The following is a 16,994-nucleotide window of genomic DNA, read 5'->3' on the forward strand; positions in this document are numbered from 1 at the left end:
GTCGTGCGTTCCGTTGCCGACTGATAACGCAATGATTTTATCTGCAGGTCTTTTCCTGCAGTCGCCAGTTGACGTAAAATTTCCTTATAGGTGGTGATATATCCTTCAATCGTAGCCGCATCAAAAAGACTGACTGCATAGTTAAACAGACCATTGATTTCTTCCCCACTATCATCGAGTATAGTGTTCAGATCATATTTGGCAACACTGTAAAAACTATCATTGTCATAAGGAGCAAACATACCAGCAACATCGGCACCTCCTTTGTCAGCCTGCTGAATACTGAAGGTCGTCTGAAACACCGGATGGCGTGATGCATCGGGTTCTACATGCAACTCATCCACCAATTTCTCAAATGGAAGATCCTGATGCAGCTGCGCTAATATCACAGAAGTACCCACCTGGCGGATGAAGTCCGTCACCCGCTGTTCAGGATCTATTTCTTCACGAAGTGCAAGGGTATTGACAAAGAAACCGATCAGGTCTGCTATCTCTCCATAATGACGATTGGCAATGGGACTACCCAATACAATATCCCGCTGATTGCTGTAAACACTCAGCAACAGGAAGTAACCACTCAGCAACACGCTGTACATGCTCACTTCCAGCTCCCGCGAGATAGCCCGTAAACCATCACTGGTGGCGCTATCAATTACAAAAGAAATATCGGCGCCGGTATAATCTGTATATGCAGGACGTGGCCTGTCTGTTGGCAGATGTAATATTTCATAGCCAGACAGTTTATCTTTCCAATAAGACAACTGCTTCTCCAACACCGCATCTTTCAGATAATGACGCTGCCATAAAGCAAAATCCTTGTACTGCAAAGGCAATGGCGCAGGCAAATATTTATCTGCCTGTACAACGTTACCGGCTGCGAGATATTCATAATGATGGTAGTAGTTGACTACTTCTCTCAACAGTATTTCTGTAGACCACCCATCAAATGCAATATGATGCAATACAATATTCAGGTAACGTTCTCCTGTAGTCAATGTATACACATCTATTTTTACAGGATATTCTTCATCCAGTCTGAATATATGGCCAGCATTGGTTCTTATTGTTTCATGCAGTGACTTCTGATCACTTAAAGTATGTATCCCTATAGCTACAGGATGTATACTTTCATCAGGTACCATCTGGTAGCCATCTCCGGCAGCATTCGTTTTAATGAGGCTCCTTAACACTTCATGACGATGCACGACAGCCCTCAGCGCCTGTAACAGATTTTCCGTTTTCACCTGCTCCTGTAACTTCAGCACCACTGGTATGTTGTAGGCATTGCTGCCACCTTCATAATTCTCTATAAACCATAAGCGCTCCTGGGCAAAAGATAACAGCTGTTCTTCCGGAGTATTGATAACAGGAACCGTAATGGTTACATGATCACCGGTATCCTCCAGTAGCGCAGCCGATAGTTGGCGGATGGTGCGGTAGTTAAATACCGCTGCCATGCTCGTTTTGGCGCCGGGCAAGGTATTCAGCCGGTTTACCAGTCGGATGGCCAGAATGCTGTTACCTCCCAAACGGAAGAAGTCATCTGTCACACTTATCCTGTCTGTGGCCAGTTCCAGTACTTCAGCAAATATGGCACACAATTGTTTCTCCATCGCATTGGCTGGTGCCTCATAACCACCTTCTCCTGTAAGGGCTGGGTCTGGCAAGGCACGACGGTCCAGCTTTCCGTTAGCTGTCAAGGGTAAGGCATCCAGCCGCATCAGCACAGACGGGATCATATACTCCGGCAGATAACTGCCCAGGTAGTCTCGTAATACCTCTTCATCCAATGTTTCAGCAGATACATAATAACCTGTCAGATAATGGATACCTTCGGCCTGCTCTCTCGCCAGTACTACGGCATCTGTAATGCCGGGATAAGCTGCCAGCTGATGCTCTATTTCTCCGGGCTCTATACGGTAACCACGGATCTTCACCTGGAAGTCTGTACGACCAATGTACTCCAGGTTACCATCAGGCAGATACCTTACTGCATCGCCGGTTTTATACAGACGGCCATTGCCAAATGGATGCTCTATAAACCGTTCACTGGTCAGTGCCGGCTGGTTCAGATATCCGCGCGATACGCCGGATCCGCCGATATAAAGTTCTCCAATAGCCCCGGCTGGTACCGGGTGCAGCTGATCATCCAGCACATAGATGCTGTAATGATGATAGGCTTTGCCTATAGAGAATGTAGTAACGGTATCGTCTATACGGTAATAGGTAGCTCCTACTGTAGTTTCTGTTGGACCGTATTCGTCGATGATAGTTGTGAAGCAGGAAAGTATCCGGCTGATCTGATGACGCAACAACTTTTCTCCTCCTACGATGGCCGTTTTCACACGTACATCCGGATTATTCAGCAGCGACAGGTATGCCGGTGTACTCTTCACCAGTTCAATATCGTGGGTGATCAGGTGCTGCTCATAGGCTGCCACCTCTGTTATACTGCCTTCAAAAATATACAGGCATTTACCAAAGCACAATGGATAAAGTGTAGTCGTTACCGATAGGTCGAAAGATAAATTCCCTGAAAAATCAACACGGGTAAGATCTTCCGGCAAGATATCCTGCACGTTGTACAGATAGTTGACCACATTCCGGTGCTCTACCATTACTCCTTTGGAACGGCCTGTAGTTCCACTGGTATAAATAACATAGGCCAGCTGCGATGGTTCTACCGCAATACCTGCATTCTCGCCACTGTACCTTACAGACAAACCTGTCTGGAAATAAATATCTTCTGTATTGATTACTTTTAAGGAAAGTCCCGCTGTCAGTGATTTGATACGTTCTGTATGCTGTTCGTTACTCAGCACCACTTTGGTACGGGTATCACTGATGATGTAATGAAGTCTGTCATCGGGATGGGACACATCAGCCGGCACATAAGCACCACCTGCCTTGAGGATAGCCAGCACTGCTATCAGCATATCTGCTGAACGGTCCATACACAGTACGATCAGATCATCCGGCTGAACATCAAAACTTTTCTTCAGGTAGGCCGCCAGCTGATTAGCCTGTTCATTTAATTCGTTGTAGGTCAGCCTGCGGTCACCACATACAATCGCCGGTTGATCCGGTATCTGAGCCACCTGGGCTTCAAACAGCTGATGGATGGTTTTGTCAGCCGGATAATTACGAACGTTATTGTTCCAGTCGAGGATCATTTGCTGGTATTGCGCTTCGCGCAGATGTACCAGCGAGGATGCTGTGATATTTGGATGTGTGATTAGTTGATCCAGGATCAGTTCCACACCGGAGAGCAATTGTGCAATAATCTCATCATCAAACAATTCTGCTGCATATTTGATGTTAAAGCCGATCTCCTGGCCTTGTTCTGCTGCCACCACGCCCAGCGGATAATCAACTTTCTCCATACTGCTTCTGAACCGGATAGACAACTGGCCTTCATCTCCGACTGGTAACGGGTAATTCTCAAACACAAACAGGCTGTTGAACAGGCGTTCACCGCCGGGGTGCAGCCTTCCAAGCTTCACATCGCTGCGGCTGTTCACCTCTACAATATGGGCCTGTAAACGTTTAATGGCTGATAATACACTGCCTGAGTCATGTTCCATGATCACCGGAAGTGTGTTGATATATAACCCTGCGGATTGTTCTATATCGTTGATGGGCAGATTACGACCGGAGACGGTCATACCTACTACGGTTGTATGCGTGTTACCATAGAGGCTCAACTGCCGGTGCCAGCAGTATTGCAGCACCGCACTGAGCGTAATACCATTGGCAGCGCATAAACGTTTCAACGCTTCATAGCGTGTGCCGCTGATGACAACGCCCTTTTCCGCCGGCTGCAGGACATGACGGTAAGCCGACAACCGGATATGACGCTGGTTTGTACGCAACAAACTGCTCAGGTCTTCCTGTTCCTCCAGCCGGGCTATTGCTGCAGTCCAGTAGGCTTCATTATCCTGACGGTGTTGCTGCAGGTAACGCTGTGCCTCCGCATAACTATGGTCTTCTCTTACAACCACTGGCATTCCCTGCAACAGCTGCAGATACACTTCATGTACATAGTTGAACAGCAATGGCATGCTCCAGCCATCGAGTATGGCGTGGTGGTTGCTGAAAAGGCTGCTCCACTCACGTTCTCCGCGTTTCACCAGATATACCCGGAACAGGTTGCCAGCCGACAAGTCAAAGGATAAGGTACGGTCCTTTGCCATCAATTCATTCAGATACACCTCCTGTGAGTCTTTGTCCTGATTGCTGATATCCAGATAGTGCCAGTCAGTATGGCCATAACGGTCTATGATCTGTATCAGCTCATGTTCCCAGGCAAAACGCAGACGCAGGGCACTGTAACGTTGCTGTGTATATTGCCATGCCTGTTCCAGCAGGGCTGGATTAATAGCGTTATGGTAATCCCATAACAGCTGCACACGGTAGGCATCATCCACATCACCCTGATGTAAGGCATGATAGATAAACCCTTCCTGGAGGCTTCCCGCCAGGTAAACGCCGGCTATTTCCTGTTGCGCCTGCAGCTCCGATAACCAGGCATTGGAGATAATATTGTCTATATCGCTGGCGGTCAGCCAGGTACGGGATGCAGCACCCAGCCAGTCAATCATCTCTTCTAATACCTGCTGATACTGTGTTGCCAGTGTGGTGAGCAGATCAGCAGCCAGGCTGCCGAAGATATTAAACTGAAGACGGCCGCCTATCACCAGCCCGTTGATGTTGATCACGTGGTGGTCGCCATTGGAGGCATCTATTGACCGGCCACTGTCTTCACCTGTCAGCTGCCACCCGCTGCCAGCGGCACTTTCCTGCCCATCGAACTGGCCGAGGTAGTTGAAGCTGATACGAGGCAAACCTTCAGGACGGTAACCTGTGAATATCCCATAGCCGATACCGTTAGCCGGTACCGCGCGCAAGGTTTCTTTAGCAGATGCCAGTTGTACACCGTAATCATCACCCTCGCTGATGATCCGTACAGGATACATGGTGGTAAACCAGCCGCTGGTATGCGTAATATCGATGGAAGCCGAAAGCGCTTCACGGCCGTGGCTTTCCAGCAATACGCAGTGACTATTTTCTCCCGTGACACGCGACAAGGCAACACCCAGGGCGCTTACTAAAATATCATTGATCTGTGTGTTATAAACATGATGGCTTTCACGCAACAATCGTCCTGTATAGACTGTATCCAACAACAGGGATGCATAACTGACAGTTGATGTGGACAGGCTTTCCAGCAGTGCATTGCCTGCTTTTATTCCCGGCAACAGATCTGACCAGTATTCCTGTTCTGCTGCAGATAATTCATAGCCGGCGATCAGCGTGGTCCACTGACGGTAGCTGCTGCCTTTAGGGCCTAACCATTCTATCAGCGAACGTGTATCCGTTACAGTTACTGTCAACAGACGATTGTAAATACGTTCCATATCCGCCACCAGCATACGCCAGCTCACCGTGTCTACCAGCAGGTGATGCGCTGCCAGGAAGAGGCGTGCACGCCCGTCTGCATAACCTTCCAGGTAGCCCACCTGCAATAACCGGTCCCCATAGATATCAAAATCTGACTGCCAGGAAGTAAGCATGGCATGCAAAGCTTCCGGCGTCTCCAGGGTTCGGATATCCAGACGGCGGATGTCCACGCTGGTTACTTCTTCGCTGTAATATTGTGTACTATCAGGGTGATAACGTAAACGCAGACCATCATGATAGTTCGACAGCGCTATCAGCGTACGTTCCAGCAGTACTATATCCAGCACGGGCACACTGATCATCAAAGACTGGTTCCAGTGATGGAACTTCGGCAGCAATCCGTTGGAGACATTGGTAAAGAACCAGCGCTGTATCGGCAGCAATGGTACTTCTCCTGACAGGATGCCTTGTTCTGTTTCCAGTTGCACCGCAGATGTAGTACCTGCGGCAACCACGTTTGTATATAGTGAGGCAATGGTACGATGACGGAAGATATCTTTTACGGTGACATGAATGCCCGCCTGTTGACGCAAACGGCTTACCAGCTGGATACTCACAATGGAATCTCCACCCAGCCGGAAGAAGTCATCATCCACACTTATCTTATCTTCGGCTATGCCCAGCACCTGGCCATAGATCGTACACATGATTGCTTCAGTATCATTCTGCGGAGCGCGGTAATGGTCGCTATCGGCAAATACAGGTTCCGGCAAGGCACGACGGTCCAGCTTACCGTTGATAGTCAACGGTAATTGCGCCAGATGCACCAATACCGCTGGCAGCATATAATCCGGCAGATAGCCCCCCAGGTATTCCAGGATGGATTCCTGACTCAAAATCTCATCGGACACATAATAACCCGCCAGGTATTTGTTGCCACCAGCCTGCTCTTTCACCAGCACCACGGCCTGTTTGATGCCTTGATAGGTAGCCAGACGGTGTTCTATCTCGCCCAACTCTATACGATAGCCTCTGATCTTCACCTGGAAGTCGGCACGGCCAACGTATTCCAGGTCGCCATCAGGGAGTTGTCTTACCAGGTCTCCGGTTTTGTATAACCGTGTAGCTCCGCCGGTAAACGGATCTGCAATAAAACGTGTAGCCGTCAAAGATGGCAGATTCAAATAACCGCGGCATACACCGGCGCCACCTACATACAGCTCTCCTACCGCTCCCAGTGGAAGTGGTTCCAGGTATTCATTCAACACATAAGCCTGCAGATCGGGAATTACACGGCCAATCAGAGAGCCTTTGTCCAGTTCAGCTGCACGCAATGCCTTCCAGGTCACATGCACGGTTGTTTCCGTGATACCATACATATTGATCAGCTGCGGCGCATCATCGGCATACAGGTTGTACCAGGGTTTCAGCTGTGCCAGGTTTAGCGCGTCACCACCGAAGATTACATATCGCAGTTGTGTCAAGCGGTTGACTTTCTGTTGTGCCGCTGCGATGAACTGATAGAAAGCACCCGGTGTCTGGTTCAGCACCGTCACGCCTTCCCGTGCACACAGATCGTAGAACAGGGAAGGATCGTGGGTTTGTTCCGTTGACGGGATTACCAGTTTACCACCATAACACAAAGCTCCCCATATCTCCCACACACTGAAGTCGAACACAACAGAGTGGAACAAAGTCCATACATCACTGGCATCAAAATGATACCAGGCCTCCGTGGCATGGAACAAACGGGATACGTTACGATGCGCTATCATCGCTCCTTTGGGCTGACCGGTAGTACCGCTGGTATAAATCACATAAGCCAGCTGCTCCGGAGCAGTTTCCACAACAGGCAACACCGGCTGCTCACCCACAAAATGCTGGTTATCGATCGCCTCAGCAGTTACTACTTCAGACAGGATTGCGAGTCGCGATACATGTTTTTCATTGGTCAAAACCACTTTCGTGCCTGTATCCGAAAGGATATAAGCAATTCTTTCTTCAGGATAAGCAGGGTCCATAGGCACATAGGCAGCTCCCGCCTTGAGTACCGCGAGGATGGCTATCAGCATGTGTTCAGAGCGGTCCAGGCAGATACCTACCAGGTCATCCGCTTTCAGCTGATAACGGTGACGTATATATGTCGCCAGTTCGTTAGCACGGGCATTCAGTTCTCCATAAGATAGTTGTACATCTTCAAAAACAACAGCTGTGCGTTCAGGGTGAGCGGCGGCCTGTTCTTCAAACAGCCTATGAACGGGCTTATCAACAGGGAACGCCTGCAACGGATTATTCCATTGAGCCAGTAATGTTGTACGTTCGGTTGCCGGCTGATAGCGCAGTGATTTTATCTGCAGGTCTTTTCCTGCAAATGCCAGCTGACTTAGAATTTCTTTATAGGTAGTAATATATCCTTCTATGGTACTCACATCGAAAAGGCTCACCGCATAGTTAAAGCCCCCATATATCTCGTCGCTGCTATCATCCAGTACGGCACTCAGATCATATTTAGCAATATGGTAGTCGCTGGCGTCACCATAAGGTGCAAACAGACCATCCGCCTGAAGCGCTTCTTTACCCAAATGCTGAATACCAAAAGTTGTCTGAAACACCGGATGGCGCGACATATCCGGTTCTACCTGCAACTCATCCACCAGCTTCTCAAACGGAAGGTCCTGGTGCAATTGTGCTGATATCACCGCAGCTCCTACCTGACGGATAAAATCAGTTACCCGTTGTTCAGGATCTATCTCCTCACGCAATGCAAGGGTATTCACAAAGAAACCGATCAGGTCTGCTATCTCTCCATAATGGCGGTTGGCCACAGGGCTGCCCAATACAATATCCCGCTGGTTGCTGTATGCACTCAGCAACAGATAATAACCACTCAGCAGAACACTGTACAAGCTCACTTCCAGCTCCCGTGAGATAGCCCGCAAACCATCACTGGTGGCGCTGTCAATTACAAAAGGAATATCGGCACCGGTATAGTCAATGTATGCCGGGCGTGGTTTGTCTGTTGGCAGATGCAATGTTTCATAACCAGACAATTTATCTTTCCAGTATGACAACTGCTTCTCCAGTACGGCGTCTTTCAGATAGTGACGTTGCCATAATGCAAAATCCTTGTACTGCAAAGGCAATGGAGCCGGCAGGAATTTATCTGCCGCAACATCTCCGGCAGCAAGGCATTCGAAATGATGATAGTAATTGACTACTTCGCGCAACAGGATTTCTGTAGACCAGCCATCAAATGCAATATGATGCAATACGATGTTCAGATAGCGTTCTCCTGTAGCCAATGTATATAGTCTTATCATTACAGGATACTCTTCATCCAGTCTGAAGATGTGGCCGGCATTGGCTTTTATCGTTTCATCCAGTGAGGTCTTATCATTTAAAGTATGTATTTCTATAACTACAGGATATATACTTTCATCGGGTACTATCTGATAGCTGTCTCCGGCAGTATTTGTTTTAATGAGGCTTCTCAGCACTTCATGACGATGTATAACGGCACGTAGCGCCTGCAACAGGTTTTCCGTATTCATCTGCTGCTGCAGCTTCAGCACCAGTGGTATATTATAGGCATTGCTACCTCCTTCATAGTTCTCTATAAACCATAAACGTTCCTGGGCAAAGGATAACAATTGTTCTTCCGGAGCGTTGATAACAGGCACTGTAATCTTTACGCTGCCGGAGGCGCCGCTGATAGCAGCGAGTTTACGTATAGTCCTGCTTGAGAATATGCCCGTCACGTCGATGTTCGTTCCCAGTACCTCATTCAGGCGGTTAGCCAGGCGAATAGCAAGAATACTGTTGCCTCCCAGGCGGAAGAAGTCATCATCCACACTTATCTTATCTTCAGGTATACCCAGCACCTGCCCATAGATGGCACACATCGTTGCCTCTGTATCATTCTCCGGAGCACGGTAATGATCACTGTCGGTGAATACCGGTTCCGGCAAAGCTCGACGGTCCAACTTGCCATTAATGGTCAACGGTAACTCTTCCAGATGTACCAACGTTGCCGGCAGCATGTATTCAGGCAGATAGGAACCCAGGTATTCCAGGATGTGCTCATGGTTCAAAGCCTCATCAGACACATAATAAGCGGCCAGGTATTTATTGCCTTCGCCCAGTTCCTTCACCAGTACCACGGCCTGTTTTATGCCCGGATAGCTGGCCAGGCGGTGTTCTATCTCGCCCGGTTCGATTCGGTGTCCTCTGATCTTCACCTGGAAGTCGGCACGCCCGATGTATTCCAGATCCCCATTGGGCAACAGTCTTACCAGATCTCCGGTCTTGTACAGCCTTGCATCACCACCGGTAAACGGATCTGCAATAAAACGTGTATCCGTCAGCGATGGCTGGTTCAGATAACCACGCGCCACACCGGCACCACCGATATACAATTCACCGATGGCAGCCACCGGCATAGGTCTGCCTGCTCCGTCCAGCACATACACCGTAATGTTGGGCAACGGACGACCTATATTGGCAGTACTGTCTCCCGGATGGTAAGGGTGTATCGTAGCACATACGGTGGTTTCCGTAGGACCATATTCATTCAGCAAGGTACCATCGAAAGATATACCGCTCAGGTCCGGTAGCTGTTCGCCACCGGTAAATATCAATGACAGACCGGTAGGCGCAGAGAGAAACTCACGCAGCAACACCGGTGGGATAAATGTAACGGATATACGCTCTTTAGCAATATAATTACGCAGTGCTTCCGGGGCAGTTCTGATACTGTTCGGATACAGGTATAAAGTATTGCCGTTTGCCAATGCAGGGAACACCTCATATACAAACGCATCAAATACATAGTTGGAGTAGCAGCCTACCCTCTCATGCCGGTCCAGTATATGTACCGGAACCAGTGCACTGATCAGGTTGACCAGGCTACGATGTTGCACCATCACTCCTTTAGCAGTACCCGTGGTACCGCTGGTGTAGATCACATAAGCCAGATCTGTTGAAATCGCCAGTGGTTCCAGGTTTTCAGCCTTATACCCTTTCAACTTTTCTTCCCATAACACAGCAGTATCTATTGCTTCAATACCGGCAGCAGACTGTAATCTTTCTACATAAACTTCGTTCGTCAGTACTACTTTGGTACGGGTATCCGCCAGAATGTAATGGATACGCTCATCCGGATATTCCGGTGATACCGGCACATAGGCAGCTCCGGCTTTCAGTACTGCAAGGATGGCCGTCAGCATGTCTGCTGAACGATCCATGACCAGTACAATCAGATCATCTGGTTGGATACTATAACGCTCACGCAGATACGATGCCAACCGGTTGGCTTTTCCATTTAGCTCGGCATAGCCAAGCAGTGTTTCTTCATACACCACTGCCGGAGCGTGCGGGGTGCTCCGCACTTGCTCTTCAAATAGCTGATGAACGGTTTTGTCAGCAGGATAATCACGAATGGTATTGTTCCAGTCGTAGATCATTTGCTGATATTGCGCTTCGCGCAGATGTACCAGCGAAGACGCTGTGATATCCGGTTGTGCAGCAAGTTGGTCCAGGATCAGTTCCACACCGGAAAGCAGTTGTGCAATCATGGCTTCATCAAATAACTCTGCTGCATATTTGATGCTAAAGCTAATCTCAGCGCCTTGTTCTGCTGCTACCACGGCCAGCGGATAGTCCAGCTTCTCCATACTACTCCTGAACCGAATAGTCAACAGTCCTTCTTCCCCGGCTGGTAACGGATAGTTTTCAAACACAAACAGGCTACTGAACAGGCGTTCACCGCCGGGGTGCAGTCTTCCCAGGTTCACATCGCTGCGGCTGTTCACCTCTCCGATATGGGCCTGTAAACGTTTAATGGCTGATAATACACTACCGGGCTGATGTTCCATGATCACCGGAAGGGTGTTGATATATAAACCTACCGATTGTTCTATATCGTTGATGGGCAGGTTACGGCCGGAGACAGTCATGCCCACTATGGTTGTGGCGGTGTTACCATAAAGGCTCAGCTGCCAGTGCCAGCAATATTGCAGCACCGCATTAAGCGTTACGCCATTAGCTGCGCACAGGCGTTTCAACGCCTCATAGCGTGTACCGCTGATCAACAGGGACTTTTCTGCCGGTTGCAGAATATGGCGATAAACCGACAAGCCGATATGGCGCTGGTCTGCGCGTAGCAGACTACTCAGGTCTTCCTGTTCTTCCAGTTGAGCCACTGCAGCGGTCCAGTAAGCTTCATTATCCCCGCGGTGTTGCTGCAGGTAACGCTGTGCTTCTGCATAGCTCCGGTCTTCCCGCACCACTACAGGCTGCCCCTTCAACAGCTGCAGGTACACTTCATGTACATAATTGAGGAGCAACGGCATGCTCCAGCCATCCAGTATGGCGTGGTGGTTACTGAAAAGGCAGCTCCAGTCATGTTCTCCACGTTTCACCAGATATATCCGGAACAGGTTGCCGGCAGCCAGATTAAAAGGCAAGGTACGGTCCTGTACCATCAGTCCATCCAGATAAACATCCTGTGAAGCTTTGTCCTGATTGCTGATATCCAGGTAATGCCAGTCGGTATGACCATAACGGTCAATGATCTGTACCAGTTCATGTTCCCAGGCAAAGCGCAGACGCAGGGAGCTATAACGTTGTTGTGCATATTGCCAGGCCTGTTGCAACAAGGCCGGGTTGATGCTGTTATGATAGTCCCATGAAAACTGCACACGGTAAGCATCATCTACATTCCCCTGATGCAGGGCATGGTAGATAAAACCTTCCTGCAGGCTGCCTGCCAGGTAAACACCGGATACTTCACGCTGGGATTGCAATACAGACAACCAGGAGTTGGAGATAATATTATCTGCATCGCTGGCTGTCAACCAGGTGCGGGATGCATTGCCCAGCCATTCAATCATTTCTTCCAATACCTGCTGGTATTGTGCTGCCAGGGTAGCTAACAGATCAGCAGCTATGCTGCCGGAGATATTGAACTGAAGGCGTCCACCTATCACCAGCCCGTTGATATTGATCAGGTGGTGATCGCCGTTGGACGTATCCATCTGCCGGCCGCTATCTTCACTTGTTAGCTGCCATCCGTTACTGTTGGCGCTTTCCTGGCCATCGAACTGGCCGAGGTAGTTGAAGCTGATACGAGGTAAACCTTCAGGACTATAGCCTGTCAATATCCCATAGCCGATACCGTTAGCCGGCACTGCACGCAAGGTTTCTTTAACTGCCGCCAATTGTGCACCGTAGTCATTTCCTTCACTACTGATTTCTACAGGATACATGGTAGTAAACCAACCACTGGTATGCGTAATATCGATGGAGGCCGAAAGTGCCTCACGGCCATGGCTTTCCAGCAGTATATAATGATTCTTTTCTCCTGTGATACGAGATAGGGCGATGCCCAGGGCGCTTAATAAAATATCATTGATCTGTGTGTTATAAACATGATGACTTTCACGCAGTAAACGACTGGTATATGCTGCATCCAATGACAGGGATGTATGACTAACAACAGGCGTCGACAGGCTTCCCAGCAGTGCATTGCCTGCTTTTATTCCTGGCAACAGATCTGACCAGTATTCCTGTTCTGCTACAGATAATGTATAGCCGGAGATCAGTGTTGTCCACTGACGGTAGCTGCTGCCTTTGGGGCCTAACCATCCTATCAGCGAACGTATATCCGTTGTGGTTACAGTGGACAGATAATTGTAAATACGCTCCATATCCGCCACCAGCATACGCCAGCTCACCGTATCTATCAGCAGGTGATGTATAGCCAGGAAGAGGCGTGCACGCCCGTCTGCATAACCTTCCAGGTAGCCAGCCTGCAACAGCCGGTCACCATAGATATCAAAATCTGACTGCCAGGAGGTCAGTAAAGTATGTAAGGCTTCAGGTGTCTCCAGCGTACGGATATGCTGACGGTGAATATCCAGGCCTGAAACTTCTTCGCTGTAATATTGAGTACCATCAGGGCGGTAACGTAAGCGCAGCCCGTCATGGTAGTTCGACAGTACCACCAGCGTACATTCCAGCAGTGTCATATCCAGTGCGGGCACATTGATCAGGAAAGACTGATTCCAGTGATGGTACTTCGGCAGCAGGCCGTTGGAGACATTGGTAAAGAACCAGCGTTGTATCGGCAGCAATGGCACTTCTCCGGACAAGATGCCCTGTTCTGTTTCCAGTTGTACTACAGTAGTACCCGCAGCAATCACGTTTGTATACAGCGAGGCAATGGTACGATAACGGAAGATGTCTTTCACGGTGACATGAATATCTGCCTGTTGCCGCAGCCGGCTTACCAGCTGGATACTCACAATAGAGTCTCCACCCAGGCGGAAGAAGTCATCATCCACACCGATCTTATCACCGGATATACCCAGCACCTGCCCATAGATGGCACACATAGCTGCTTCTGTATCATTTTCCGGAGCACGGTAATGATCACTATCTGTAAATACAGGCTCCGGTAAGGCACGACGATCCAGCTTACCATTGATGGTCAGTGGTAATTGAGACAGATGTACCAGGGCTGCAGGCAGCATATATTCCGGCAGATAAGACCCCAGGTATTCCAGGATAGATGCATGATTTAAAACCTCATCGGACACATAATAACCAGCCAGGTATTTGTTGCCGACCTGTTCTTTTACCAGCACCACGGCCTGTTTTATGCCCGGATAGCTGGCCAGGCGGTGTTCTATCTCACCTAGCTCTATACGATGTCCTCTGATCTTCACCTGGAAGTCGGCACGGCCAACATATTCCAGATCACCATTGGGTAATTGTCTTACCAGGTCGCCGGTTTTGTATAGCCTTGCATTACCACTTGTAAATGGATCTGCCACAAAACGTGTAGCCGTCAGCGATGGTTGGTTCAGATAACCACACGCCACACCGGCGCCACCGATATATAATTCTCCGATAGCACCCACCGGCACAGGTCTGCCAGCTGCGTCCAACACATACACCGTAGTGTTGGCCAGCGGACGGCCAATATTGGCAGTACTGTCTTCTGAATGGTAAGGGTGCATGGTAGCACATACCGTAGCTTCTGTTGGACCGTATTCATTGAGCAAGGTACCTTCGAAAGATATGCCGCTCAGGTCCGGCAGTTGTTCGCCGCCAGTAAATATCAATGATAAGCCGGTAGGCGCAGAGAGGAACTCGCGCAGTAACACCGGTGGAATAAATGTAACGGTTATACGCTCCTTACTGATATAACTGCGCAGCGCATCCGGGGCGGTTCTGATACTGTCCGGATACAGGTATAAAGTATTACCGTTTGCTAATGCGGGGAATGCCTCATATACAAACGCATCAAATACATAGTTGGAGTAACAACCCACTCTTTCATGCCTGTCCAGTGTATGAGCGGGCACCAGTGCAGTAATCAGATTGATTACGCTGCGATGCTGCACCATCACGCCTTTGGCGGCGCCGGTGGTACCACTGGTGTAGATCACATAAGCCAGGTCTGTTGAAGTTGCCAGTGGAGCAAGGTTTTCAACGTCATACCCCTTCAGTTTTTCTTCCCATAAAACAGTGGCATCTATCGCTTCAATACCGGCAGCAGTCTGTAATTTTTCTACATAAATTTCATTCGTCAGTACCACTTTGGTACGGGTATCCGCCAGCATGTAATGGACACGTTCATCCGGATACTCCGGAGATACCGGTACATAAGCTGCACCGGCCTTCAGCACGGCAAGGATAGCTGTCAGCATATCAGCGGTACGATCGAGTACAAGTGCGATCAGATCATCCGGCTGAATGTTATAACGGTCACGCAGATACGCCGCAAGCCTGTTAGCTTTTTCGTTTAGTTCGGCGTAGGTAAGTCGTATGTCTTCGTATACCACTGCCAAGACATGAGGAGTATGCTGTACCTGTTCTTCAAACAGTTGATGGATGGTTTTATCAGCAGGATAATCACAAACAGTGTTATTCCAGTCGAAGATTATTTGCTGGTATTGCGCTTCGCGCAGATGTGCCAGCGAGGATGCTGTAATGTTCGGATGTTTGATTAGTTGCTCCAGGATCAGTTCCACGCCGGAGAGCAATTGCGCAATGATCGCATCATCAAATAATTCCGCAGCATATTTAATATTGAAGGTGATTTCAGGGCCTTGTTCTGCTGCCACCACTCCCAGCGGATAGTCCAGTTTCTCCACACTGCTTCTGAGCCGGATAGACAACTGGCCTTCTTCTCCGGCTGGCAACGGATAATTTTCAAATACAAACAGGCTGCTGAACAGGCGTTCACCACCGGGTTGCAGCCGTCTCAGGTTTATATCGCTGCGGCTGTTCACCTCTCCGATATGAGCCTGTAAACGTTTAATGGCTGATAATACACTGCCGGAGTCATGTTCCATGATCACCGGAAGTGTGTTGATATATAAACCTACCGATTGTTCTATATCGTTAACAGGCAGGTTACGGCCGGACACGGTCATGCCCACTACGGTGGTATGCGTGTTGCCATAGAGGCTCAGCTGCCGGTGCCAGCAGTATTGCAGCACGGCATTGAGGGTTATGCCATGAGTGGCGCATAAGCGTTTCAGCGCCTCATAACGTGTGCCGCTGATCGATAGGGACTGTTCTGCTGGTTGCAGAATATGACGATAAACCGATAAGCGGATATGGCGCTGATCTGTGCGTAACAGGCTACTCAGGTCTTCCTGTTCTTCCAGCTGGCCCACCGCAGCGGTCCAGTAGGAATCATTATCTCCACGGTGTTGCTGCAGGTAACGTTGTGCCTCCGCATAACTCTGATCTTCCCGTACCACTACAGGTAGATTCCGCAACAACTGCAGATACACTTCGTGCACGTAGTTGAGCAGCACGGGCATACTCCAGCCATCCAGTATGGCGTGGTGATTGCTGAAAAGGCAGTTCCATTCGTGGTCTCCGCATTTCACCAGATATATCCGGAACAGGTTGCCGGTTGACAGATCGAAGGGCAACATACGGTCTTTCACCATCAGTTCTTTCAGATAAGCCTCCTGTGAGGTTTTGTCCTGATCACTGATATCCAGATAACGCCAGTCAGTATGCCCGTGACGATCTATGATCTGCACCAGCTCATATTCCCAGGCAAAGCGCAGCCGAAGGACACTGTAGCGCTGCTGCGCATATTGCCATGCCCGCTCCAGCAGAGCCGGGTCGATGGCATTGTGATAATCCCAGGACAGTTGTACGCGGTAGGCATCATCTACATCTCCCTGATTCAATGCATGATAGATAAAGCCCTCTTGCAGACTACCCGCCAGATAAACACCGGATATTTCCTGTTGTGCCTGCAACACCGATAACCAGGCGTTAGAGATGATATTGTCTGTATCGCTGGCTGTTAGCCAGGTACGCGATGCAGCACCCAACCAGTCAATTATCTCTTCTAATACCTGCTGATACTGTGCTGCCAGGGTAGTCAGCAGATCCGCTGCCAGGCTACCGGAGATACTGAATTGAAGACGGCCACCTATCACCAGCCCGTTGATGTTGATCAGGTGGTGATCGCCATTGGAGGCATCTATTTGCCGGCCGCTGTCTTCACTGGTGAGCTGCCATCCGCCGGCAGCCGCACTTTCCTGCCCATCGAACTGGCC

At 49.4% G+C, this 16,994-nt stretch carries 1 protein-coding gene (running past both ends of the window); it reads right to left on the reverse strand.

This entire window lies inside a single protein-coding gene on the reverse strand: locus tag DF182_RS31825, encoding a non-ribosomal peptide synthase/polyketide synthase (protein WP_113619943.1). The 55,896-nt coding sequence extends 26,917 nt beyond the window's left edge and 11,985 nt beyond its right edge, so the window shows coding positions 11,986-28,979 — codons 3,996 (complete) to 9,660 (partial); reading right to left, the first codon wholly in view occupies positions 16,992-16,994. Both the start codon and the stop codon lie outside the window.

Source organism: Chitinophaga flava (genome assembly GCF_003308995.1).
Lineage (GTDB): Bacteria > Bacteroidota > Bacteroidia > Chitinophagales > Chitinophagaceae > Chitinophaga > Chitinophaga flava.